The sequence below is a fragment of the Nibribacter ruber genome (genome assembly GCF_009913235.1).
GTDB classification, from domain to species: domain Bacteria; phylum Bacteroidota; class Bacteroidia; order Cytophagales; family Hymenobacteraceae; genus Nibribacter; species Nibribacter ruber.
Genome location: NZ_CP047897.1, coordinates 1190707 through 1214490 on the forward strand (window position 1 = coordinate 1190707; position 23784 = coordinate 1214490).

Below are 23784 nucleotides of genomic sequence, written 5' to 3' on the forward strand. Positions count from 1 at the left end.
CTCCGTGGACTTTTCTTCAATTAAAAATATCATCTTCGACTTGGGCGGTGTCATCATTAACCTGGACTATGCCAAAAGTACCGACGCCCTGCGCGCATACAGCAAGGCCAATGATCAGGTAGCCTTCAGTCAAAAAGCTCAGTCTGAACTCTTTGACCAGTATGAGATGGGCCAGATCTCTTCTAATGAATTCCGGCAGATGCTCAGAAAAGAGTATGACCTGGAGGCCACCGATGCCCAGATAGACGAAGCCTGGAATGCCATGTTGCTGGATATTCCGGCGGAAAGAATTGAGTTATTGCGGGAATTGGGCAAGCAGTACAAGCTGTATTTGCTCAGCAATACCAACGCCATTCACATGTTGGCCTTTAATGAAATCATTGCTCAGAGTTTTCAGATACCCAATCTGGATAGTTTGTTTGACCAGGTATACTACTCGCATTTAGTGGGCAAGCGCAAGCCAGACGCCGCCGTGTTTGAGCAGATTTTAGCGGAGAACGGCCTGAAGCGAGAAGAAACCCTCTTCATTGACGACAGCATCCAGCACATTGAGAGCGCCCACAAATTAGGCATCCAGACCCTGCACTTGGCGCCACCGCTCACCATCAACCAAGCGTTAACAGAAGCCCTGCCTGCCCATGAAGGGTAAGGTAGTTCTGCAGGTATTGCTGTTTCTCCTCACGCTGGTCACCACCACGTTGGCGGGCGCAGAATGGCAGACCGGAAAGCTTTTCTTTTTTGATGCCCAAGGCGGTTTTAGCTGGGGTGGTGATTTTACGCGTGCGCAACTCTTGCAGGGGCTGGCCTTCTCGCTGCCCTTTCTAGGCGTTCTCACAGTGCACGAGTTTGGCCATTATTTCACCGCCAGGTATTACAAGGTGAACGTGACCCTGCCCTACTACATACCGCTTTGGCTAGGCATAACCGCTAGCATTGGCACCATGGGCGCGTTCATTAAGATCAAGGATCGCATCTTCTCCAGAAAAGAGTTCTTTGACATTGGCATTGCCGGGCCTTTGGCAGGATTTGCCGTAGCCCTGCCCCTGCTGTGGTACGGGTTCACCCATTTACCGCCCGCAGAGCACATATATTCCATCCACCCAAAGTACCTGCTCTACGGCAACCACTACGCCGACTATGTGTACCAGCAGGGCGGCAACCTCTTCCTGGGCCGGAACCTGCTGTTCCTCTTCTTCGAGCGTTTCGTAGCCGACCCGGCATTGCTCCCCAATCGCTATGAGCTCATGCACTACCCGTTCCTGTTTGCCGGGTTTCTATCCCTGTTTTTTACGGCGCTCAATCTACTTCCCATCGGGCAGCTAGACGGCGGACACATCATGTACGGGCTGTTGGGGTATGAGCGTTTTAACCGGCTCTCTCCCATTCTGTTCGCGCTTTTTATTTTCTACGCTGGCCTGGGTTTGATTCCCGCTGAGATTCCCTTGCAGGAGAGTTACTGGATGTGGGGTGGCTATCTAGTATATTTGGTGATCGTGTTTAAGCCGTTGTTCCCGCAGCTGAAGCAAAGCCTGTTTCTGGTGGCTGGCGTGTTTCTGGGGCACGTGACCATGGCCTTCTTCTTCCCCGGAGTACAAGGCTACAACGGATGGCTGGTCTTCGGGCTTATTCTGGCTAGGTTCATGGGCGTCTTCCACCCTCCCTGCCCCGACGAACGTCCTTTAAGCAACTCGCGCAAATGGCTGGGATGGTTAGCTTTAGTAGTATTGATCCTTTGCTTCAGCCCCGCTCCATTTATTATCGATTGAATGAGTAATAGCCCGCAAGCGCCCGTTTAATGTGGAAATTTGAAGATGTGAAAATGGGTTGCTTCGTTTTTGTGCTGTTTTCAGGAAAAGAGGCCAAAAACGAAGCATGATTTATATGTTAATGAAACTTATACTATGAAGGTGCTTACTAAAATCCTTTTTGCTTTTCTATTGACCACTGCACTGGGGGCATGTGGCAATGAACGGAAGCAGGGCGCTTCCAAAGAAACCATTGTGCGCTATCCTAGCGGTGCTGTCAAAACCAAAACACAACTGCTGGATGGGGTTAGTCTGTATAAAATGACAGAATTTTATGAGAACGGTAAGCTCCATGGCGTTCAATACACAAAAGATGGAAAGAGGGACAGTACTTTCTTGGAACTTCAGGAAAACGGAGACACCATCATGGTAGCCTCAGCTAGAAATGATGAGCCGCATGGGGAAGTCATTGAGTATTTCCCAAATGGCAAGCGGCACAAAGTGATGCATTATGCAGATGGCGTTGCAAATGGGATGGTGGAAAGATATTTTGAAAATGGTCAAAAGGAATTTGAGCTAAATCATAAGAACGGCAAATTTCATGGCATCATGAAAGTCTATAACCAAGACGGCTCCTTGAAAGAAGAAAGACTTTATGAAAACCATGTAGAAATCTGGCGTAAGGATGCGAAAGGGTTACGCATCAATCCTAAAATAAACACCTCACACCTGAGCCCGCTGGTTAAATAAGGACTTCTACCAGTTTAACAATAACCATGCTCCCTTAAAACAAGAAATCCCCGTTTTTAGGCTGTTTTCTGGAAACGACTCTTGCCTTAATTTGCTTTCTGTTAAAGGAGTAGGTCTTTAGTTCGAATCCAAATGGGATCACTAACAGCAAGAAAGGATGCCATCAGACTATTTAAGCAACTGACTCATAATAAGTAAGTGCCTGGTTCCATTTAAAGTGGGCCCGAGCATTTTACGGTGGGAATAGGGAATTTCTCTCTTTTGTAGAGAAGGGCAAATAGTAGAATAGCAACTTCATTCAATTCTCATCCATTCCGCCTTACGCAAAACAACAAATCCCCGTTTTTGGGCTGTTTTCATGAAAACAGCCCAAAAACGGGGATTCGGCTTAAATGGCTTAACTCTTTACTTGGCCTCGTTAAAAGCGATAATGCCGCCCAGCACGTTGCGCACGTTGGTGAAGCCTTGTTGTTTAAGAATGGCCTGGGCCGTAGCAGAACGGGCACCTGAGCGGCAATGGATTAAGATTTCCTGGTCTTTGTATTCTTCCAAATCAGCGATGCGCTCAGGCAAAGTGCCTAAGGGAATCAACTGTGAACCGGCAATGCTTTGCTCTTCGTGCTCCCAAGGTTCGCGCACGTCTAAAAGAATGGGCGTCTCGTTGTTGGCCAGGCGTTGCTTTAGTTCGGCGGCGGTTATGTCTGTTACAATCATAGCTGTAGAATAAGTTTAGTGGTTTTGACTTTGTCTTTATAGTAGCCTTTCAGCAAATATACGCCATTGCGCAGACCTTGTACAGTAATTGGCTGTCCTTGGCTTACTCTCTCTAGTACCAATAACTTTTGTCCGGTGAGGGAATAGACTTCTACGCGATCAAAATTCTGCGTGAACGTGAGCTGGCCCTTACTTGGATTGGGGTACACCCAGCTGTTAGAAACCAGTTCCGCCTCCTCAAAACTGCTGGTGATCGTGCCAGACACTACCGGGCGCATGAGCAGAGCGCCGTTAAAGCCAGTCAGGGATTCCCAGGAAGTAGTGCCGTTGGTGTAGAAGATCTTGCCGTCAGCGTTTTCATTCAGATCAAAGCCCACATTCACAAAGGTAGAGCCGTTGGGCTGGCGGTAGCCCACGTAGAAGCGTCCGTTCACCAGCTGCTGTTGCTTCAGGTCAATCTCCAGCCATTGGTTTAACTCCGTGGCCGCCGGTATGGTAAAGGATTGTTCATAAAACGGTTGCTCTGCAGGTTTTCCGTTGACGTCTTTCCATACCCGAAGCGAGAGGGCCGTACCCGGCACGTTGTTGCCGGTAAAGAAGAAGCGCACTGCATCCAGCCTATCTGGCTTGCTCAGCTCAAACTGATAGGCAACCTGCACCGCGCTACTGGACGGGAAACTGAAGCCTGCTTCTGCCGTGCCGTCATCATAGGCGTAAAAATCCTGCAGATGCGTTTCTCTGGTGATGGTGTCATTGGTGAGCGTGAGGGTATTGGGTTCTTTGGTGATCAGGAAGAACGTGGTCTGTAGAGAATACGGAAGGCTCTGGCTGCTCAGGAAACTAGAATTGGGCATTCCTTGGATAGACAGCGAGGCTTCTGCATTGATGGGCGCGCTGGCCTTGAGGAAAGTGTCTACGGCCAGCGTGGTCAGATTCTGGGTGAAGCCCCGCCAGCTGATGGCCGCCGGCAAGCTGCTGAAGTTCCGGATGCTGGTACCCACTTCGGTTCTGGTCTCACCCTCTGGATTTACTAAAAACTGCCAGATGGGCATGGCGGTGTACCGGCGCAGCAAGGAAGCTATGGGCTGGGTAATGGCCACGTCCAGGTTATTCAGGATGCCCTGGCGTCTATCCTTATCTAGTTGCACGTAATCAAGGTGCCAGACATCCCGGATGGCCGCTTGGTTTCCGCTACTCACCCACCTGAACTGGAATCCGTCAAAGAAATAAGCTGGCTCTTTGATGGCCTGCATCACCGGTGCAAAATCTGTGCTCCTGCCGGTGCCTCTCTGGGTCCAGACGGTGGTCCAGGTGCCGTTGGCTTGTTTGAACTCTAGTTGTAGAGAAAACTGGGTACCACTGGAAAAATTAGGCGCATCTAGCAAACCACCGGCCTGCCAATAAAAGCTTAAATACAGTGAGTCTTTGGGAGCCAGCTTGCCCAGATACAATGGCTTGGAGGTGAGCGTATCTGTTGGTCCTACAGCGTTGATGCCGCCATACGGCTGACCATTTGCTTTTAGTCCGTCAAAGGTGGCGGCAAAGATGGTGGGTGCGTTTTTGGCGTATCGGTTGGTGACGGTGATGCCGCCTCTGTTCACCCAACGGGTAGGATCTGGAGCACCTTCGGCTTTGGAGAAATCATCAAAGAACGGCAAGGATAGCGTATCGCCGGAGGCAAGGGTTTGAGGGGTTGTTGTCCCCTTCTTGGAAAAATTTGCAGGTGGAGACTGATGCGTGAGCGGAGTTAGTAGTTGCGCTTGCGTTTGCCACCCAAGACCCAGTATCACTACAAGCATCAGTCCTTTCCGCATAGGTTTCTATTTATAGCTTTGCCTTCTCTAACGTGTGATGAAAGAACTTATTCTGCACCTTCCATTTATCGCATTTATGAATCTAGCAGCGGTTTTTGGCTTGTTGGTGATGACACCAACAAAGGCAAAGGGAAGCGTAACCCCATGTACCGTTTTTCATCAGTAATGCCTCCGTATTGCCCTCTCTTTCTGTACACTACACAATCCAGCGTTTTTGCCGTATTTTCCAGAAAACAAGCCAAAAACGAATACTAGAAAAGTCTTTAATCTTACGTCTTGCGTCTAACTGCTACTCGACCGGTGCTACGGGTTGAGGACCAGCCACCCACAGGTCAATCAACTGACCCGTTCTGATCATAGCGCCTTCGCCGGATATAGGACGTTGTTTCAATACGGTACCGTTTGCTTCTCCGTTGGGAGCCGCCATGTAAATAACCGTTCCTAGTTGCAAGTTCTGGCCGGTAATCAGGATAGTAGCCTCATCCAATGGCATGCCCAACAAGTCTGGCACCTCCAGTTCTTCGTTGCCGAGGCCGTTGCCTACTTCCAGGTCTACGCGCGAGCCTTTGGCTACCGGTTCGCCGGGCTTGATTTCACGTCCGTTCACAAACTGCTTCAAGACCGCATTTTCTGCCAAGTCTGGTACGTATTTAATTTCGCCCAGGAGCAGGTCGTAGCTTTTCAGGATCATCTCCGCGTTCTTCACCGAGCCGTCAATCAGCTTCGGCATTTTAATGAGCGGCGGGTTCTTCATGTTGATGCTGATGTAAATCTTGCGTCCTGACTTCACCTTCTCACCCGGCTTGGGGTCTTGGGTCACCACTGAGAACGGGGCAACGCCCTGCTGGTAGGTAGAGTCGCTCACGAAGTAACGCAGGTCTTTATCACCCAGGAAATCTTCTAGCTCGTCAACGGTCATGCCCGTGATTTTAGGCACGGTGATGGTGTCGCCGTGGTTGGTGGTGCTAGGCAGGTACACAAAGAAAAACAAGAACAATAGCAACAACACCAACACCATCATAATGAACAGGTGCTTCACTAAATCACCCGCGGTCTGGGCTTTGAGGAAATTAGCCATCTAAGAGATTACTTTTTTGGTTCGCTCCATGCCAAACTGCAGGATGCGGTCGATGAAATCATAAGGTTTATAGCCGTTGATAGCGGTCTGGTGGAAGATGCACGTAGCGGGCGTCATACCCGGCAGGGAGTTGACCTCAATGATGATGGTCTCCACGCTGTTGTCTGGGTGCACGCGCACAAAGGCATCTATCCGGGCGTAGCCTTCAATCCGAAGAATCTCGGCTACCCGCTTCAAATCCTGTTTCACCTGGTCAGAAATACGCTGACGCTCTTTCTGGTCTCTGGCATAACGCGCCGGGGTGATGTTTTGACCTTCGCCGGCCAGGAATTTTTCTTCCAGGCTCAACACCTCCCCTTCGGCCAGTGCCTCAGAGGCTTCAAATACCTCATACTGCACGCGTCCGTCTGGGCCGTAGCTGGTCAGCAAACCACCCGTAATTTCCAAGAAATGCTTCGCGCCTTCTCTTGAAATTAAGTTCTCAATCAGGAAATAGCCTTTCATAGGAACCTCTTCCTTGAAGCTCAGATTCAACACCCGCGCCGGGCTTTCTGGTATCTCCACGTTGCTTCTGAAGATGAGCTCCGCGAAGGCTTCCAGCTCTTCTCTGGTCTTGATTTTCTTCACCGCCGATGAACAGCCGTCATCTGCCGGCTTGGCAATGAATGGATACCTGAAGCTTTGCTCAATCTGGTTGAAGAATGCTCCTTGGTTTTCCTGGTAATCTTTCTTGAAGGCCAACATGTGGTCAGCCACCGGCACGCCGTTCTGACGAAGAATCTTGTTGGTTTCAAATTTATTGATGGTCACCTGGCTAGACTGAATTCCCGACCCATTATATGGGATATGGAATTTCTCCAGCTCAGACTGCAACACGCCATCCTCGCCAGGTCTGCCGTGCAGGGCAATGAACACCGCGTCTACCAGACCGGCCAATTGCTCATAGGTCAGGCGCTGGGGTTTCTTTAAGGTATTGCCAGCATACAGGCTGGTGATGCTGGATGCTGACTCAGCAATCTGGGCCAAAACCTGGTGTGCAGGAACGCCTGCCTCAGAGGCATCAATCTTTTCCTTAATGTCATCGGCATTGTCCTTCAACATGATGTTGATAGGAATCTGGTACAACTGGTGCGTCTGGTCATCGCCCATCAAGAAAATGGGAATGGGCTCATATTTGGTAGACGAAGACAGCTTCTCATAGATGTTACGACCACTCTCTACAGAGATATGACGCTCACTAGAGTAACCACCCATAATCACGCCCACGCGCAGTTTGTCATGGCGGTGCGCGCGCTCATCATGCATTTGCTTCTCCAAACCTTGCAACGTACGCGTCAAGGCGGCCGTATTTTTACCCGACTTGATGCGTTCTGCCAAAGACGTTCTGATAATGTAAGTCAGGAACTGAGAAGGGTTCAAGCCAATCTCGGCGGCCTGGTGGAAGAAGAACGAAGACGGCAACATACCCGAGGTGGTGTTGGGGTCGTTCAGGAAAATCTCACCAGTTTCTGTGATGAAGCCGTCCAGACGCGCATAGACGTTAAAGCCTAGGCTGGTGTAGAGGCGCTCGCATTGCTGGCGTATTTCCTGTATCTGCTCGGTGGGCAGGTCAATAGGTGTAATCTTCCGGCTTAGGCCCGGCAGGTATTTAGAACGGTAGTCAAACACCTCTCCGCCTTTTCTAATCTCAGTGGGCGGAAGCGCGATAGGATCACCGGTTTGGTCTTGCACGACTATGCAGGAGAACTCACGACCGTTGATGAAGGCCTCAATGAGCACCTGCGTCTCGCTCTCCACGTTGGTGAGGGTAAGCGATTCTGGGCCGTTTTCTGTAAAATAGCCCGAAAGCAGGCTAAGCAGTTCCTCAGGCGCATAGATGAGTTCACCCGTTTCGGTTTGCACCGGCAGGCCTATGCCCTCTCTAATATCTGTAAGCGTTTTCACGAAGTTCAGTTGCTGGGCCTCAGACTTGCTCAGCCAATCCTGTTTCTGGATGGTGAGCGAGAACAAGCTACGCGCAATGGCTTCTTCAAACAATTGCAGGTTTTTCTCTTTGATGATGGACACGCCAATGGAAGAACCCTGGTGCGGGGCCTTCATGACCAACGGCAAGCCCAAGTCTGCCACCAGGCTGTCCAGCAAGGCACCTTTGTCTTGGGTAGCATGCCACTCGGTCTGGGATAGAATGCGGTAGTCTGGCGTCGCGAAGCCATGCTGTTTTAACAGGGCTTTCTGGGCAATCTTGTCAATACCAATAGCCGACGGCAGAATACCAGAACCCGAATACGGAATACCGTACCACTCCAGCAAGCCCTGGATGCTTCCGTCTTCGCCGTACGGGCCGTGCAGGGTCAGGAACGCGAAGTCAAACAGCTCTTTGAACTGGTGCGGATGAATGCGCTGGCCTACCCTGTTGGCGATGTCGTTGATTTCTTCCTCTGACAGCTGACCCAATGACTCCAGGTACATCTGCAAGCCATGCTCGGTGGCCGGAACCACTTCTACCGGTGGGTAAAAATCACGGATGGTGCCTTTGTAGATGAAGTTCCAATCCAGTAAAATGAAGTTCCCCAGGCTGTCGGCGAATACCGGAACGGCCTCAAACAGGGACTTATCTAAGTTATCGTAGACGGTGCGACCGCCGGCGAAAGAGATTTCGCGCTCCCGGGACGGGCCACCAAAGATGATTCCAATTTTCATTAAGGCAAAGATACTGGTTTTTGCGTGTTTGGCGCTAGTGGTAGAAAATGCTTCTTTGCAGGAAACGGGAAAGGGTTGGCTGGGTTGGGAGAAGGGCGTTTTTGTGCTGTTTTGCCGGAAATAGGCCAAAAACGAAATCGCTTGAAAGCATCCTCTTATTATCCGTGTATAAGCGTGTATACTCGCGTAATAACGCGGCTACGTCCTTATCTTTCTTAAATTCCTGCGTTTTAAATCATCTACTCACTCTTTCTGGGCGGTTCCCGGCTTATTTTGCAAGCACGAAGGAAAACCCTACCTTCACTATACGATGCAAATCCCCTTTACCACCTCCGTGTATAATGCAGATAAGCGTATGTTTGCGTTTATCCGATAGTTATGCCTAATTAATAAAAATGAAGATGGTAAGAATGAAAATCATAGCTTTCCTGCTCTTATTGGTCGGCTTAAAAGAAGCACACGGCCAGAAGCTTTCATTAAATATCTCTTCATCTGACACAGTAGAATACGGCGAACCTATTAGAATCAAAGTTTCGATTCGCAATCAATCAAAAAAGCCTGTTTTACTTTTTAAGGACTTCACCTTCACCAGCAACCTGTATCCCAACCCGATTGAAATGGTGAATCAAGGAGCCTCTCTGCATTTCATAATAGAACCGATTCCTGATTTCAGCGCAACCTGGGTGGAAGGGCAAACAGTTATAACTGATAATAAATACAAGGAGCTTCTGCCTGGCAAGCATTATGATACAGAGTATAATTTAGGAAAGCACCTAAATGAGTTCATTTCAGATACTGACAAAGAAAAATGGACAGATAAGGCTTACAGAATAAAAGTTAAGTATTTGAATAGCAAAGGGCACAAATCAGTAAGAGGAGAATATGATTCTAATGAAATAGTGGTTTTTGTGAAAAAATAACAGGGCATAACAACGTGTAAAGGTCAGCATGGGCCGACGGCCTCGCCGTCCTTTACACAAGTACGTTAGGCTACAATTTAAATAATTGAAAAAGATAACAAGGATTGTCAGAACTAACTGGATTCACTTGGTCGGATTCTACATCACGACTTATTTAAGCATATTGATTTTTAAAATGTTAGGTGTCCCGCATTATGGTAGCGGGAGTTGGGGACAAGTACTTTTATTGAGCTTGGTATCAGTTCCATTTCTTTTCCTAACATATGGACTAATGATAATGGCAGGATTTTTTTCTGCCTTAGCACTATTGGATGTGTTTTGCTTTAGTTTTATCAAAAACAAGATTAAAACAATCCTTTTAATAGAGTGGATAATAATTGTTCCAATATTTATCTATTGGGCTTTTGAATATGAGTACTGGCTTTGGATTACATTAGCAATATCTTTCTTTGTCACACAACAATTAAGAGACAAAAAAATAAAAAAAATCGTAGCCTAACAACACCTAAACGTCAGCCTTCGGCCGACGGCCTCGCCCGTCGTTTAGCCCAACCGTTATGCCTCATTTTAAATTATATGAATTTATTTCCTGCGCGCGTTTACAAAATTGAATTACCAGAGGATTCTACAATAGCTTTAAATCAACTCCAACAAAATACAAAGCTTACCGACTTACTTGTTCTGGAGTCGACGGATAAGGCATTTATTGGGCAGGTAAAGGAAAATAGTTTTAAGGTAATCTCATCTGCAAAGTATGGAGCATTTTGTGTTCTAAGTGGTGACTTTGAAGGAAAAGTGGGTTCAATTGAAATAAGACTTCATCTTACATACAAAATACTGTCCTCAATTTTGATGTTGCTTCCAATTCTTTCCATTTTGTTGACACTTTTACGAAAAGAAGTAGAAAAACCTATTGAACTTATTCTTCCTGTATTATTAGTAATCTTGTTTGTGAGGTTTATTATCGTGGAATTAAATTTTAGATTAATTTCAAAAAAAGTATTGAATAGGCTAACTAAAATAATAAGAATAAGCGCAATAAAAAACGTGGCATAACAAGGTGCATAAGCCATGCTACGGCCGAGGGCCTAGCACGCCTCATGCACTAGCCGTTGGTAGCCATTTAAATAAATCCAGCAATGACAAAAAAGAAGGAAAACAAACTGAAATGTCTTTGCTGTGATGCTACAGTTTACCAAAGCGATTTAAGAAGGACACTTGGAAGAGAGGTTTGGATTTGGGGAGTCACAAGAAAGTTGGAGTTTGCCGACCTTGTACACGGACAGTACCAATTTGCCTGTGATAGCTGCCTTGAATCTGGAAGAGCAATAATCGGGACACCCCAAAGGCAATTGTACTGTGACTTCGACCCATACCTAGCGTTCTTCGACCTAAACAAGACTTGTGAGAACTGCGCCAAAGACTATGTTTTCACAAAAGAGGAGCAACAATCATGGTATGAAAAGCTAAGGTTCTGGGTTCAGTCAAAGCCAAAGTACTGCGCTGACTGTCGGAGAAAAAAAAGGCAAAGAAAGAGAATGAACAAAGAGCTTTCCGACATTCTTTCCAAAAAAGAGAATTTAGGGATAGAGGACATGGAAAGGCTCTCTGAGATATACAAAGAGATAAACAGGCCAGACAAATCACAGTATTATCAGAACCTGATTGAAAAGTATAAAAGAAAAACGGCTACCAACACTGCATAAACACCATGTTACGGCCGACGGCCTTGTACGCTGTTTATACTAAACGTTAGGGGTAATATTAAAAAGGATATTGATTGTTTAATCATTTAAAAAATAATGCAAAAGGTTGTTAACTTTATTTGTATAGTAATTTCGCTTCCACTTACTTTTTTCATTTATTCAAGTGTTGGCGGAAGTGGAGATTCTTTTCCATTTATACCAGTCTTATTCTTAGGATTTTTAGTGATTCTTTTGGTTAACTGGTTTTTCAATTTAAATAAACCGATTGAGCAGATACTTTCATTTACTTTGAAAAGCTTCTTGATAACCATAATAGCTAACTTTATATTTTTCTTCCTTGTTATTGCTTTATTCCTTTCCAGTATAAGTGCAGGCTGGTGGAACAGATAAAAGACATTTTGAGAATTAATATTTAGACGCTTTTAGATATTAACTTAAAGAACTAAAAGTACTATCCCTAACATCGTATAACCGCCAGCTTCGGCCAACGGCCTCCGCCGCCGTTTATACTAGTCCGTTGTGAGGCATTTAAAAAATGAAGAAAAAATCAAAAGAAATAAACGAACAAATTGAATTTGGCTTAGATTCGATTGACCCTGAAGCAAAGGTTGAGATAAAGTTGAAAGACTTCATGCTCATCTACAAAACAATGGAAGAATTTAATAGATTTTTTCATCAAAGAATGCATTATTCTACGATTAAGGACATTGAAACTTATATGGGCAATAGGGATGCTGGAGCTTATTCAGTCATCCACAACCTTTATTACAATGTTCTGGAAAAGTATATACCAATAGAAATTTCAGAAAACTATGGTGAGGAAAACGACCCCTTTCAGAACCCTCGGTTTCCTTATTACTATAACATAAAAAGAAAATAAAGAAAAATGCCCCACAACAAGGTGTAAACGCCAGCCTTGGCCGAAGGCCTCCGCCGCCGTTTACACAAGTACGTTGTATGGTATTAAAAATTAAATCCTTAAACTTTTTATGCAATCTAAATCGGCTTATACCATCCTATTATTTCTTATGATATCTAATCTGGCCTTTGGCCAAGAGGAAAATCTACTAGGTAATAACAAATTCAAAGATGAGAAAGTTAATAAAGCCTTTTTAACAGCAATATTAAGTGAACATCCTTGGACTTTAATTCAAATCGACACTACTTACTTTGATGCTGAGGGTAGTTCAACCAAAGTCTCAAAAAAGCATTTGTTAAGAATTAAGTCAGATGAGACCGTGAAATCTACTGACAATTTGTTTAACAGATTTATATATAATGAAGAGACTAGAGATATTTTATTTTACAATAATAATAATAATAATGAAGAATATTTCGTGCTTTCATTGACTAAAATAAAAGGAGTTTATTTGATGATAATACGTAAGCGTAAAATAAATCCTGAAGACCCGATTACTGTTAGCTATGCATTAAAGCAAATGAGAAATTAACGGTATTTAGCTACATTTCTAAAAATTTAGTTTCATAATTAGAGACAAGTGAAGTAAAACAACACCATACAACACTGTAAAAACGGCAGCATCGGCCGACGGCCTAACACATTTTTTACACGAGGCCGCTAGACAACCTCATCACAACTTACTCCCCATTTTTCAATTTAAAAATAAAATAGTTACATTCCCTCTATGAAAAAGACATGGGGAATTCTTTTGCTTTTGGCATTTACGCTGGTGCCGCAACTAAACTATGCCCAGACGGGGCCTTGGGCCAAATATGACCAGGAAATGAAGGATGGCGCTTTGTACCGTGAGGCCAGCGCCGGCAACCTGGAAGAGGTGAAAAGCATAGTGGCCGGGGGCGGAAACATTCATTATCTGGCGCCGCAGACCAAGTCCACCATCTTAATGGCCGCTGCCGGAAGCGGAAAGATTGAGGTAGTCCGTTACCTGCTTGACCTGGGCGCCGACCCAACCGCCAAAGACTGGTGGAATTATACGGCCCTGGACAAAGCCAAATTTGTAGGCGCCCAGGATATTGTAGCGCTGTTGCAAGAAAAGATAACGGGTAATCAAGCCACTTCCCCGTCGCCGCAGCCACAACCCAAAGACGACAAGAAAAACGGCAAGCAAGAAAACAAGCCTATTACCGTAACACCTAAGCCAAAACCCCAGCCGAAGCCGCTAACAAAACCAGTTCCGGCCTCTCCTACCAAATGGCCATCCTTCGGGTCTTACGCCGCTGGAGATTCTGTCTTGTATTGGGTACCTACTGGTTGGCGGCGCGCCGTTATTAAAGAAGTGGGCGTAAAAGATCCCACCGGTAGAATTTCTGTAGACTACTCACATAAGAAGTATCTGCTAGACCCAGACGCTTATGCTTTGGGCAATGACTGGTATGAATGGAGCGGCGTAGTGAAAACCAAGCGCCAGCCTTTCTGGACCAACTGGTTTATAGGCATCTGGAACATTGGCGAAGTACAAGCCCATACCAATGAGGTAAAAAACGGCAAAGAAACCGACACTTATTCTTACATGAAGGCCACTGAGAAACTACAGGTGTTTGCCAACAACACCTACAAGTGGCAACTCATGGATGGCAAAGTGATTACCGGCAAATGGAAGGCCCTTCCCAATGAACCAGGCATTGTGCTGCTCAAAGCCTACCGTGGGTTTGACTGGTCCTTGCGCAACTCAACGGGGGTGCATGACTGGTCCATCAGAAAATTAGACATGATCAACCTGAAGCCCAATGCCCAAGTCCTGTCTATTAACGGCCATCGTAAAACCACCGAGTAGCTCAAAGGTTCCTCCTCCTTCTTTAGAAAGCACTTCCTGCTATAACAGCTGTAACAAGCGTTACGCAGGCACTGGCTACGTACACTGCAACCTGCTTAAGTAATGTCGTTTTTGGGCTGTTTTCAGGAAATCAGCCTAAAAACGACTTCTTTTTAAGAATAGCCTCTTTGTGGTTTTGTCAACTGAGCGTTGCTTGGCAAAGGCAGGAATTTACAAACAGGTAGAATTTTAAACCTCTATCTTGCTTACCAAAAAAGGAAAAACCCTTTTTCATCTTCCATAAACACAAGGTACATCTCCTGCACCCGCACGGTCCAACCCTATACCCACTATGAAAGCCACTCTATTGCTTTTTCTGTTTTACGCTTTATTCTCCTATAAAGTAGACGCCCAGACCAAGGGCATTCATGAAGAAAACTACCTCACCTTGGGGGGCATTGAGCAGTGGGTGACCATTCACGGCGAAGACAAGACCAAGCCCATTGTTTTGTTTCTTCACGGCGGGCCAGGCAGCACCATGAGCCAGTATGATGATGCCATGTATGGCTCCTGGAAAAATGACTTCGTGCTGGTGTACTGGGACCAGCGCGGGGCTGGCAGAACCTTTGGCAAGAATGCTCCAGATTCTGTCACCGAAGATTACTGGATGGAAAACCCCTTGACCCTGGAGCAAATGACTAAAGACGGCATTGAACTTTCTGAGTACCTGATTAAGCACCTGGGTCAAAAGAAAACCATGCTGGTGGGCACCTCCTGGGGTTCCATTCTGGGCGCAAAGATGGCCTTGACCAGACCTGATTTGTATGCCGCCTACGTAGGGCACTCCCAGGTGGTGAATCATGCCGAAGGATTCAAGAACGCGTTTCAAAAGGTATCCATCCTGGCGCAGCAAGCAAACGATCAGGAGGCGCTCACGCAATTGCAGGCCTTGGGTCTCCCGCCGTATGAAGACGCCAGAAAAGCAGGACAGCTCATGCGCATCATCAAGAAGTATGAGAAGCTGCAGGCCGTGCCCGCGCCATCCACCTGGTGGAAAGTGAGGCAAGAATATGACAATGAAAAAGACGCCCAAGACCGGTACAACGGCGATGATTATTCCTTCCTCTATTCTGCCGGCCACAAGAAGATGGGCATAAAGTCTATGATGGCTGGTGTAGATTTTATGAAAGATGGTTTGATCTTTCAGGTGCCGGTTACCTTCATTCAGGGCGAAGTGGACATTCTAACCGCTCCAGAACTTACCAGGGCGTACTATGAGAAAGTGAAAGCGCCAAAGAAGGATTTTGTACTAGTGCCCGGCGCGGCCCACGGTCATAACCAGGCCGTAATAGATGCCCAATATGTGGCCGTTAAGAAGTTACTCAAGGTAAGGTAACCTGCAGTTTTAGTACTAAACTGCCTTTTGAAATTCTTTTCAGAGAAGCCGTTTTTTGCCTGTTTCAAGGAAAACAGGCAAAAAACGGCTTTATAGTTTCAGCTAAAAACCCAATGCTGCTTTGCACGTTTGAACAATGAACAGGATGTTTAACCCTGCAGGACCTATTGTCTTTCCAACTTCTCCAGAGCAAGCGTCTTGGCTTGTTTAGCAAGAGCAAAATTAAGGAAAGCGGCACTACTCCATGTGCGTATTCAGCACGCGCCCGTCTGCCCATTCATCAACCTACCAAACGCCAAGCAAAGCCACTCTCCTTTACTAGGCTAGCATGCCTTATCAAAAGTACTCCTGTTAAGCCGCTCAGTCATTTTGGTGACTTAGAAAAGATGGGATAAGGCCAGGTTTTCTTATAGGCGAGGCCTCTACATGACAAGAACCAAAAATTAGCCAAACATCCATCATGGAGGCAGTGCAGTACAAGGGAAATGACAAATTGCTGTTTGGGATTATCCTAGGCGTTCTGGCCTTCTGGTTGTTTGCCCAAACCACCCTCAACATCAACGTGGACATGGCCAAAGACCTTCAAATGGAGACGGCCACCATGAACATTGCCGTTTCCATCACCTCCTTGTTCTCTGGCATCTTCATAGTGGTCATGGGGGGCCTGGCCGACCGGGTGGGCAGGATGAAGATCATCAAAATTGGGTTTGTCTTTAGCATCAAAGGTTCTTTGCTGGTAGGCATCACGCCCGCGGGAACGTTGGCGGCCCCGGTTCTCATTGCCGGTCGCATTCTGCAGGGCTTGTCTGGGGCCTGCATCATGCCAGCCAGCTTGGCCCTCTTGAAAGTCTACTGGGACGGGGCTGCCCGACAGCGGGCCATCAGTCTCTGGTCCATGGGTTCCTGGGGCGGCTCTGGGTTTTGTGCCCTTTTTGGAGGGTTAATGGCCCAGAACGTAGGATGGCGGTATATCTTTTTCGGCTCCATCGTCATCTCTTTGTTAGGAATGTGGATGATCAAAGGCACCCCAGAAAGCAAGGCACCTACCACAGGAGAGCAGAAGAAACAGGACGTGGCCGGCATTCTCACGTTCATGGTGGTAATGATAGCCCTGCAGGTTTTAGTGAGCCAGGGCAGCAACCTTGGCTGGACCAGTGCGGCCTCCCTCCTGTTGTTGGCCGCAGCTATTGGGTTTGGCATCGCCTTTTTCCGGATTGAAAAGGGCAAGGACAATGCTTTCATTGATTTCAGGCTTTTCAAAAATTCTACCTATACCGGGGCCACCATCTCCAACTTTCTGCTCAATGGCGTAGCTGGCATGCTAATCGTTTCTCTGATGCTGCTCCAGGTGGGCGGAGGTCTTTCGGCGCAGACGGCCGGACTCCTTACCTTAGGCTACGCCATTGCCATTGTGGCGTTTATCAGGACGGGGGAAAAACTGTTGCAACGCTTTGGGCCGCGTAAACCCATGATCTGGGGCTGTATCATTGTGGGAATTTCCATTGCGCTGCTGTTGCCCACCAACGTCATGACGGGCACTTATAAAATCCTGGCCATCATTTCCTATACCTTGTTTGGCATTGGCCTGGCTTTCTACGCCACGCCTTCTACAGACGCCGCCCTTTCCAATCTTCCTGAGGCCCAGACGGGAGCCGGCTCCGGCATTTACAAAATGGCCTCCTCTTTGGGCGCTGCTTTTGGGGTGGCCATTTCTGCCGGCATCTTCGTAGGGATTAGCGCCATTGATACGCCCGGCAGCATCCTTGACAACGTCATTACTTTTGCCGGGCGGCAAGACAACCTAGCTTACCGCCAGGGCGCGATTTATGCGCTGCTCTTCAACCTGTTCATGGTCTTGGTGGCCATCATCTCCATCCTGAAGACCATACCTGCCAAGAAAGAAACAACCCTGCAGACGTCATTGAATACCCAGGCCCTTGAAACGCCGCCCACAACTTAAACTACCAAAGCATGAAAACGAACATTTTGGAAGGCACCAAAGCCATTCATCAGGACATGAAAGAGTGGATGGATCATATGCACCAATTCCCAGAACTGGCTATGCAGGAAACCGAAACCGCCAAATTCATTGCAGAGAAAGTGAAGTCTTTTGGCTTTGAGGTAGCCCAGGGGATAGGAAAGACTGGCATAGTGGCTTCCATGACCCTAGGCGATAACAAAAAATCCATTGGCCTGCGGGCCGATTTTGACGCCCTGCCCATTCAGGAAGACAACCAGCTGGCGTACAAGAGCAAGGTAGAAGGCAGGGCGCACCTCTGTGGCCATGATGGCCATACCACCATGCTCCTGGGAGCGGCTAAATATTTATCTCAGGCCAAAAACTTCAACGGTACGGTGCGCCTCATCTTCCAGCCCGCCGAGGAAACCATGCAGGGCGGCCCGGCCATGATCCAGGACGGCTTGTTTGAAAAGTTTCCGGTAGATGCGGTGTATGGCATGCACAACATGCCGGGGTTGGAAATGGGTAAACTCTATTTTAGAGAAGGAGAAACCATGGCCGCCGTAGACAACTGGGAGATTGAACTGACCGGTAAGGGAAGCCACGGCTCCATGCCCGAGCTGGGCATAGACCCCGTGGTGTGCGGGGCGTCATTGGTCATGGCGCTGCAAACCATTGTCTCGCGTAACGTATCGCCGTGGCAGAATTCTGTGGTGACGGTGGGTGCTTTCCTTTCTGGCAATGCCGGCAACGCGGTGCCCCAGAACGCTATCCTACGCTTAAGCATCAGAAACATGGATCCGCAGCTGCGGGAAAAGGTGCTGGATAGAATCAGGACCATGACCAAGGCCCAGGCTGAGGCTTTCAATTGCCAGTATGAGATACGGGAAGGCATACCGGGAGCGGTTTTGGTGAACACCCCAGAAAATACGCAATGGGCCGCCGGGGTTGCCCGAGACGTCTTCGGACAGGAAAAAGTGGAAGATACTCTCCATCCTTATATGGGGAGTGAAGACTTCGCCTTTATGCTGCAGAAAAAGCAGGGCACCTACTGTATGCTGGGCAACGGCGATACCCCCATGGTGCACCATCCGCAATACATTTTCAACCAGGAGATCTTGCCTATTGGGGCAGCCTATTGGGTGGGGTTAACAGAAGCGTATTTACAATAGCGAAGGCCCAAGGCTCTCAGCTTCACGTTTTAATTCGTACTAAAAGCCCGTGCCGGTACGCTCATTTACCAAATCCTCACCATTGCCAGGCATATAGTGGAGTTGGCTTTCCATGACTCTTTGAAAAAGCGCAGATACATGGCTTTAGACCGTGCACCTGCGCTATGTTTTGCTTCTATGTTGCCGCAAATGCGCTGGAGTAAAAATACCTCTTGCAGAGATTCCATATCCTTGCTAGTAAACCAACTCCCACCCTTCCTAGACTAAACCTAAACAGAGTTTTCCAGGAGTTGCAGACTTCAGCAAAGTATGCATAGTGGCTGGCTTTTTTCAGTGCCTAAGAAAAGATACTAATTAGTCGAGATGGTCCTTCCTTAAGGAAAAGAAAGTTTTGAAATTGGCTGTTCTGGGCAAGGCCAGAATTTGCTTGTGGTTTGCTTTTTCTCAGGCAAGAAGTATATATTTGAACGGCGAAATTCCCCTTTTGCCCAGCTTACAAGTATGTTTATTCTCCCGCAGGATCAGCACCAGTCAGTTTCAAAACAATGCTTCCACTCCTAATCACCTAACTGCCCTTTATGAAAAAAAAATTACTGATTCCGTTACTATTCTTTGGTAGCGTTGCTGCTTCCTTTGCCCAGACCACTCCTGACTCAACGTCAGTAGCCCGAGACTACAAACCCGTCCGCTTTCTTTTAGGAGCCGCCGTTGAGTTTGGCGGCGATAAAGTTGCCGAAACCTATTTTACCAACGGCGAAACCCAGTCTACCAGAGCCGGCCAAGGGGTGTCCATTCATGCCGGCGGACAGTTTGAATTGCCCAACCTGGACAAGTTCCTGCTGCGGGCCACCGTGGGCTTCAAGTACGTGACCACCCAGGCAGACAATGCCCATATTCGGTTAAGCCGCATTCCTTTGCATTTGACCGCCAACTACATGGCCACCGAGAAAATAAGAATTGGCGCAGGCCTGGCCTCGCACCAGAGCATTACGTTCAAGACAGACGGCCTGAGCGAGGACTTTGAATTTAAGGGAGCCAACGGCGCCATCTTTGAGATAGCCTACAGTTTCATAGGCCTTTCTTACACCCTCATGGACTATAAAGACCAGTTTAACAATTCCTATTCTGCCAACAGCATAGGCCTTACTTTCTCTGGCGTTTTTCCTAAGCGATAATCGGCTCTCCGCTTTATTGAAAGTTCCGTTCCATTTCAACTCGGCAAAACTCCGTTTTTGGGCTCTTTCCTGGAAAAGAACCCAAAAACGGAGTTTCTTTTTTAGGCAAGGCAAGCTAACATGCACCAGTAATACCAAACCAATAGACATCGACTATCGTAATTTATTTATTGTTTATCAATATTTATTTATTACTTTGGTTAAAATATTAAAGGTATATGCCATGTCTGACACAAACAATTACCTCTTCATCGGCCTTAAAATTGTGGCCTGGATCATCTTTGTTGGTTTGTGTATAGAGGCCGGTGGCTTGTTGGTTAATTTCATAGTCAGTCTTTTTCGCCCTGAGTTTGTCCAGAATCTGTACAATACGCTAGATTTAAGTGACATGTACCACCATAACAAGTGGGGGTATTTTTCTATGTATAGTTTCATACTTGTAATTGCTATCCTGAAAGCGTACATGTTCTATGTGGTGGTGGCCCTGGTCACCAAACTTGACTTAACCAAACCCTTCAACAGTGTGGTGGCGGGCCAGATCAGGCAAATCAGTTACTACACCTTCTCCATTGGATTGATAAGTTATGTGGGAAGGGAGGCTGCCCAGCACTTGCAAAGCCGGGGGTATGCCACAGACAGCCTGCAACCCTACTGGGCAGACAGCCAGGCGTTTATCTTAATGGCCGCCGTCCTGTACATCATTGCCACCATCTTCCGGAAGGGCCTGGAACTTCAGACAGAAAACGACCTAACCGTGTAACCATGCCCATAGTTGTAAACTTAGACGTGATGATGGCCAAGCGCAAAATGTCATTGAACGAGCTTTCTCAAAAAGTAGACTTAACCCTCTCCAACCTTTCCATTTTAAAGACCGGCAAAGCGAAAGCCGTGCGGTTCACTACCCTGGAGGCCATTTGCAAAGCCTTAGACTGCCAACCCGGCGACATTCTGGAATATGTGAATGAATCATAGCCAAGGCCCTTCTTATTTAACTAATCATGAAGCCGTTTTTTGGCTGTTTTCCTGAAAACAGCCAAAAAACGGCTTTACTCATAAATAGGAAACTCTACAGCCCGGTCCCACTAAATAATAAGGTTTTGCTATATTTACATTTTGCTAGCCAATAATATAGTAATCAAGTCTTTCCGAAAGTAAGCCTGCGCTTTTCAGACCTGATTAAATGGATGATTTGTATCTAATTTGTCACCCGTATGAGACACTTCTATAGCTTTCTCCTATGCATTTTATTCTTCTCCTGCAGTAAACCGCCAATTGTCAGCCAGGCACCTACTCTTCAGGATGGCGAGCGGCTCATCACACTTAACGGCGTCAAGCACTGGGTAAAGGTAGAAGGCAGCAAGCACGGCACCATACCGCTGGTAATCGTGCACGGCGGGCCGGGCGGAAACCACTATGTCTTTGAAAGAACAGCCGGTCCAGAACTTGAGAAATTTGCCACGGTGGTCTACTATGAGCAAAGAGGATCGGGCCGAAGCCAGGCGCCCACCAACCCCGACGACTACGCCCTGCCAACCCTTATCCAAGACCTAAAAGCCCTACAAGATTCATTGGCCGCACCTAAAATCACACTTCTAGGCTACTCCTTCGGGGCAGAGTTGTCTTTGCGTTATGCCGTGGCCTACCCAGAAAAGGTAGACCAATTGATTCTCTCATCGCCCGCTGAATTGTCGCCGGCCAACATGCTGGTGCAAATCCAAGGCTTTTATTCCATTGGAGACGCCGCCTTTAGAACGGCCATTGAAAACGTATTGAAAGACACCACCACGCTTACCCAGAAATACAATAAGGTATGGGGCCTGGCCAACGGAGCTACTGTAGATAAGTTTCTGTTTGTAGATGCTGCCAAGGCCCAACTCAACCGCCAACTTTGGCAGCAAAGCAAGCTTAACAACACCGGTCTCCTGGCCAAAGTCTACCTCAAAAACAACAAGGCAGACTTGTTGGAACTAGCCAAAGGACTGCGTACGCCTACCTTGCTCATTAGTGGTTTGCATGATAAAAACGGCGGCCTACACACCGCGCTCGGCTTAAAAAGCATCCTACCCAATAGCACGCATAAAATTTATGAGCAAAGCGCCCACTTCCCAGACATAGAAGAGCCCGCCAGGTTCGCCCAGGAAGTCAAGTCATTTTTGCGCAACCGCTAATCATGGGGCCGTTTTTGGCGTGTTTTACAGGAAACAGCCCAAAAACGGCCTTTCTTTGCTTAACGTAGGCGCATTGCTACCACTGCTTCTCCTGATCAAAATAGAATTACTATATTTGCTTTGCACCTGTTTCAGGTCTATTTGCGTAGCTAGAACCTAACCTTCACAGAGCCTATGATAACGATTGACCAATACAACTTCCAGGGCAAGCGCGCACTGGTGCGTGTAGATTTCAATGTACCCCTGAACAGCAATTTTGAAATCACAGATGACACCCGCATCAAAGCGGCCGTGCCCACCATCAAAAAGATTTTAAATGACGGGGGTTCGGTTATCTTGATGTCGCATTTGGGCAGACCCAAAGGTGGCCCCGAGGAGAAGTATTCTCTAAAGCACCTGATTCAGCCGCTGGAAGACATTTTTCAAACCCAGGTCATGTTCTCCCGTGACAGCATTGGCGCTGAGGCCGTAGAAATGGCCAACGCCCTGCAACCCGGCGAGATTCTGTTGTTGGAGAACCTGCGCTTCCACAAAGAAGAAGAATCGGGTAATCAAATCTTCGCTGAGAAGCTGAGCCTGCTAGGCGATGTGTACGTGAACGACGCCTTCGGGACGGCCCACCGCGCCCACGCTTCTACCTCCATTGTAGCTGATTATTTCCCGCATGACAAGGTGTGTGGTTCTGTGATGCAGGCCGAACTGGAAAACGCCCAGAAAGTACTAAGCTACGCCGACAGACCCTATACCGCCATCATGGGCGGCGCCAAAATCTCTGACAAAATCCTGGTGATAGAACAGTTACTGGACCGCGTAGACAACCTGATCATTGGCGGCGGCATGAGCTACACCTTTGCCAAAGCACAGGGCGGCCACATTGGCAACTCGCTGCTAGAGGCAGACAAAATGGACCTGACACTGGAGCTGATGAAAAAAGCTGAAGAAAAAGGCGTAAAAGTCTACCTGCCCACGGATTCTATCATCGCAGACGCCTTCAACAACGACGCCAACACAGACGTGGTGGCCAGCCACGCCATTCCGGACGGTTGGATGGGTCTGGACATTGGACCAGAAAGCCAGGCCGAGTTTGCCGAAGTAATCAAAAACTCCAAAACAATTCTCTGGAACGGCCCCATGGGCGTATTTGAGATGCCCAACTTCGCCAACGGCACCAAAGCCATTGCCGAGGCCGTGGTAGAAGCCACCAAAAACGGCGCCTACTCGCTCATCGGGGGCGGTGATTCTGCCGCAGCGGTCGCGCAAATGGGCCATACGCATGATGTATCCTATGTCTCTACCGGCGGCGGTGCCCTCTTAGAGTACATGGAAGGCAAGCAACTACCCGGCGTCCTGGCACTGCAACTAGAAGAGACTCCTTTGACCTAAGCCATTCGCTTTGAACAAACCAGCAACGGCGGCCCTCCCATAGAGCCGCCGTTGTCGTTTTTGGCCTGTTTTCTGGGAAATAGGCGAAAATCGCTGATTGTTAATTGTTAGTTGTTGATTGTTAGTTGTTGATTGTTAGTTGTTGATCGTTAGTCGATTCATAAGCAAGAATGGCTTACCCTCCACTCCCTACAAAGAGGGACGATATACGTGATATTTATACCGAAAAGTCGCGACCCGTCCTGAAACGATTTGCCCTCTTCTGCTAAATATACCTACTGATGGAAACACCCCCTTCGCCCCCTAAAGGGGGAATCCGCACTTGGCGAAGGATGATGCACAGGTTCCCCACCGGAAGAGGTTTGAGG

General features: G+C 47.6%; 22 protein-coding genes. 18 read left to right on the forward strand and 4 right to left on the reverse strand.

The window, feature by feature from the left end:
* The first annotated feature begins 4 nt into the window (after positions 1 to 4).
* From GU926_RS04995 to GU926_RS05005, 3 genes are all read left to right on the forward strand, one after another.
* Positions 5 to 649 (forward strand): HAD family hydrolase, encoded by a 645-nt coding sequence (locus GU926_RS04995; protein WP_160689603.1) that lies wholly within the window; start codon positions 5 to 7, stop codon positions 647 to 649.
* The gene (locus GU926_RS05000; RefSeq protein WP_160689605.1) at positions 639 to 1766 is read left to right on the forward strand and encodes a site-2 protease family protein; all 1128 of its coding nucleotides are present in this window, start codon (positions 639 to 641) and stop codon (positions 1764 to 1766) included. Before GU926_RS04995 ends, GU926_RS05000 begins: the two co-directional genes overlap by 11 nt.
* A 135-nt stretch (positions 1767 to 1901) precedes the next feature.
* The gene (locus GU926_RS05005) at positions 1902 to 2495 is read left to right on the forward strand and encodes a toxin-antitoxin system YwqK family antitoxin (RefSeq protein ID WP_160689607.1); all 594 of its coding nucleotides are present in this window, start codon (positions 1902 to 1904) and stop codon (positions 2493 to 2495) included.
* A gap of 405 nt (positions 2496 to 2900) precedes the next feature.
* On the opposite strand, the gene GU926_RS05010 is transcribed toward GU926_RS05005, so the two are convergent.
* The 4 genes from GU926_RS05010 to GU926_RS05025 all read right to left on the reverse strand — a co-directional run bounded on the left by GU926_RS05010 (position 2901) and on the right by GU926_RS05025 (position 8801).
* A complete protein-coding gene (locus tag GU926_RS05010) occupies positions 2901 to 3209 on the reverse strand; it encodes a rhodanese-like domain-containing protein (protein WP_160689609.1) in 309 nt (102 codons plus the stop codon).
* Positions 3206 to 5023, reverse strand: coding sequence for a T9SS type A sorting domain-containing protein (locus tag GU926_RS05015; RefSeq protein ID WP_160689612.1), 1818 nt, complete (start codon positions 5021 to 5023; stop codon positions 3206 to 3208). Before GU926_RS05015 ends, GU926_RS05010 begins: the two co-directional genes overlap by 4 nt.
* Before the next feature lie 289 nt (positions 5024 to 5312).
* A complete protein-coding gene (locus GU926_RS05020; RefSeq protein ID WP_160689614.1) occupies positions 5313 to 6101 on the reverse strand; it encodes a PASTA domain-containing protein in 789 nt (262 codons plus the stop codon).
* The gene (locus GU926_RS05025; protein ID WP_160689617.1) at positions 6102 to 8801 is read right to left on the reverse strand and encodes a D-alanine--D-alanine ligase family protein; all 2700 of its coding nucleotides are present in this window, start codon (positions 8799 to 8801) and stop codon (positions 6102 to 6104) included.
* A 410-nt stretch (positions 8802 to 9211) separates the two neighbouring features.
* On the opposite strand from GU926_RS05025, the gene GU926_RS05030 reads away from it, so the two are divergent.
* From GU926_RS05030 to GU926_RS05100, 15 genes are all read left to right on the forward strand, one after another.
* Positions 9212 to 9721, forward strand: coding sequence for a hypothetical protein (locus GU926_RS05030; RefSeq protein ID WP_160689619.1), 510 nt, complete (start codon positions 9212 to 9214; stop codon positions 9719 to 9721).
* 277 nt (positions 9722 to 9998) lie between these two features.
* Positions 9999 to 10220 (forward strand): hypothetical protein, encoded by a 222-nt coding sequence (locus tag GU926_RS05035; protein WP_160689621.1) that lies wholly within the window; start codon positions 9999 to 10001, stop codon positions 10218 to 10220.
* Positions 10221 to 10297: 77 nt separating this feature from the next.
* Positions 10298 to 10777 carry a hypothetical protein gene (locus GU926_RS05040; protein WP_160689623.1) on the forward strand — a complete coding sequence of 160 codons (480 nt, stop codon included), beginning with the start codon at positions 10298 to 10300 and terminating at the stop codon, positions 10775 to 10777.
* A gap of 83 nt (positions 10778 to 10860) precedes the next feature.
* The gene (locus GU926_RS05045; RefSeq protein ID WP_160689625.1) at positions 10861 to 11427 is read left to right on the forward strand and encodes a zinc-ribbon domain containing protein; all 567 of its coding nucleotides are present in this window, start codon (positions 10861 to 10863) and stop codon (positions 11425 to 11427) included.
* Positions 11428 to 11962: 535 nt separating this feature from the next.
* Positions 11963 to 12307, forward strand: a complete 345-nt coding sequence (locus tag GU926_RS05050; RefSeq protein WP_160689627.1) for a hypothetical protein — start codon at positions 11963 to 11965, stop codon at positions 12305 to 12307.
* A gap of 148 nt (positions 12308 to 12455) precedes the next feature.
* Positions 12456 to 12878 (forward strand): hypothetical protein, encoded by a 423-nt coding sequence (locus tag GU926_RS05055; RefSeq protein ID WP_160689629.1) that lies wholly within the window; start codon positions 12456 to 12458, stop codon positions 12876 to 12878.
* Between the two features lie 195 nt (positions 12879 to 13073).
* Positions 13074 to 14183, forward strand: a complete 1110-nt coding sequence (locus GU926_RS05060; RefSeq protein WP_160689631.1) for an ankyrin repeat domain-containing protein — start codon at positions 13074 to 13076, stop codon at positions 14181 to 14183.
* A 331-nt stretch (positions 14184 to 14514) separates the two neighbouring features.
* Positions 14515 to 15558 carry an alpha/beta hydrolase gene (locus tag GU926_RS05065; RefSeq protein ID WP_160689633.1) on the forward strand — a complete coding sequence of 348 codons (1044 nt, stop codon included), beginning with the start codon at positions 14515 to 14517 and terminating at the stop codon, positions 15556 to 15558.
* A gap of 460 nt (positions 15559 to 16018) precedes the next feature.
* Positions 16019 to 17518, forward strand: coding sequence for an MFS transporter (locus tag GU926_RS05070; RefSeq protein WP_160689635.1), 1500 nt, complete (start codon positions 16019 to 16021; stop codon positions 17516 to 17518).
* Positions 17519 to 17529: 11 nt separating this feature from the next.
* On the forward strand, positions 17530 to 18690 hold the full coding sequence (locus GU926_RS05075; RefSeq protein ID WP_160689637.1) for a M20 aminoacylase family protein: 1161 nt from the start codon (positions 17530 to 17532) through the stop codon (positions 18688 to 18690).
* Between the two features lie 578 nt (positions 18691 to 19268).
* Complete coding sequence (locus GU926_RS05080; RefSeq protein WP_198001465.1) at positions 19269 to 19865, forward strand: hypothetical protein; 597 nt, start codon at positions 19269 to 19271, stop codon at positions 19863 to 19865.
* A gap of 223 nt (positions 19866 to 20088) precedes the next feature.
* Positions 20089 to 20625 (forward strand): DUF2975 domain-containing protein, encoded by a 537-nt coding sequence (locus GU926_RS05085; RefSeq protein ID WP_160689639.1) that lies wholly within the window; start codon positions 20089 to 20091, stop codon positions 20623 to 20625.
* 2 nt (positions 20626 to 20627) lie between these two features.
* Positions 20628 to 20837 carry a helix-turn-helix domain-containing protein gene (locus GU926_RS05090; RefSeq protein WP_160689641.1) on the forward strand — a complete coding sequence of 70 codons (210 nt, stop codon included), beginning with the start codon at positions 20628 to 20630 and terminating at the stop codon, positions 20835 to 20837.
* Between the two features lie 239 nt (positions 20838 to 21076).
* Positions 21077 to 22033: an alpha/beta fold hydrolase gene (locus GU926_RS05095; RefSeq protein WP_160689643.1), complete on the forward strand. Its 957-nt coding sequence runs from the start codon at positions 21077 to 21079 to the stop codon at positions 22031 to 22033.
* A 174-nt stretch (positions 22034 to 22207) separates the two neighbouring features.
* Positions 22208 to 23416: a phosphoglycerate kinase gene (locus GU926_RS05100; protein ID WP_160689645.1), complete on the forward strand. Its 1209-nt coding sequence runs from the start codon at positions 22208 to 22210 to the stop codon at positions 23414 to 23416.
* Positions 23417 to 23784: the final 368 nt, after the last annotated feature.

Bases quoted from the DNA above. Each gene is read 5' to 3' on its own strand.
- GU926_RS05100 (WP_160689645.1), top strand. From the start codon at position 22,208: ATGATAACGATTGACCAATACAACTTCCAGGGCAAGCGCGCACTGGTG.
- GU926_RS05070 (WP_160689635.1), top strand. From the start codon at position 16,019: ATGGAGGCAGTGCAGTACAAGGGAAATGACAAATTGCTGTTTGGGATT.
- GU926_RS05020 (WP_160689614.1), bottom strand. From the start codon at position 6,101: ATGGCTAATTTCCTCAAAGCCCAGACCGCGGGTGATTTAGTGAAGCAC.
- GU926_RS05080 (WP_198001465.1), top strand. From the start codon at position 19,269: ATGAAAAAAAAATTACTGATTCCGTTACTATTCTTTGGTAGCGTTGCT.
- GU926_RS05005 (WP_160689607.1), top strand. From the start codon at position 1,902: ATGAAGGTGCTTACTAAAATCCTTTTTGCTTTTCTATTGACCACTGCA.
- GU926_RS05045 (WP_160689625.1), top strand. From the start codon at position 10,861: ATGACAAAAAAGAAGGAAAACAAACTGAAATGTCTTTGCTGTGATGCT.
- GU926_RS05060 (WP_160689631.1), top strand. From the start codon at position 13,074: ATGAAAAAGACATGGGGAATTCTTTTGCTTTTGGCATTTACGCTGGTG.
- GU926_RS05010 (WP_160689609.1), bottom strand. From the start codon at position 3,209: ATGATTGTAACAGACATAACCGCCGCCGAACTAAAGCAACGCCTGGCC.
- GU926_RS05085 (WP_160689639.1), top strand. From the start codon at position 20,089: ATGTCTGACACAAACAATTACCTCTTCATCGGCCTTAAAATTGTGGCC.
- GU926_RS05095 (WP_160689643.1), top strand. From the start codon at position 21,077: ATGAGACACTTCTATAGCTTTCTCCTATGCATTTTATTCTTCTCCTGC.
- GU926_RS05035 (WP_160689621.1), top strand. From the start codon at position 9,999: ATGGCAGGATTTTTTTCTGCCTTAGCACTATTGGATGTGTTTTGCTTT.
- GU926_RS05025 (WP_160689617.1), bottom strand. From the start codon at position 8,801: ATGAAAATTGGAATCATCTTTGGTGGCCCGTCCCGGGAGCGCGAAATC.
- GU926_RS05075 (WP_160689637.1), top strand. From the start codon at position 17,530: ATGAAAACGAACATTTTGGAAGGCACCAAAGCCATTCATCAGGACATG.
- GU926_RS05065 (WP_160689633.1), top strand. From the start codon at position 14,515: ATGAAAGCCACTCTATTGCTTTTTCTGTTTTACGCTTTATTCTCCTAT.
- GU926_RS05055 (WP_160689629.1), top strand. From the start codon at position 12,456: ATGATATCTAATCTGGCCTTTGGCCAAGAGGAAAATCTACTAGGTAAT.
- GU926_RS05090 (WP_160689641.1), top strand. From the start codon at position 20,628: ATGCCCATAGTTGTAAACTTAGACGTGATGATGGCCAAGCGCAAAATG.
- GU926_RS05015 (WP_160689612.1), bottom strand. From the start codon at position 5,023: ATGCGGAAAGGACTGATGCTTGTAGTGATACTGGGTCTTGGGTGGCAA.
- GU926_RS05030 (WP_160689619.1), top strand. From the start codon at position 9,212: ATGAAAATCATAGCTTTCCTGCTCTTATTGGTCGGCTTAAAAGAAGCA.
- GU926_RS05050 (WP_160689627.1), top strand. From the start codon at position 11,963: ATGAAGAAAAAATCAAAAGAAATAAACGAACAAATTGAATTTGGCTTA.
- GU926_RS05040 (WP_160689623.1), top strand. From the start codon at position 10,298: ATGAATTTATTTCCTGCGCGCGTTTACAAAATTGAATTACCAGAGGAT.
- GU926_RS05000 (WP_160689605.1), top strand. From the start codon at position 639: ATGAAGGGTAAGGTAGTTCTGCAGGTATTGCTGTTTCTCCTCACGCTG.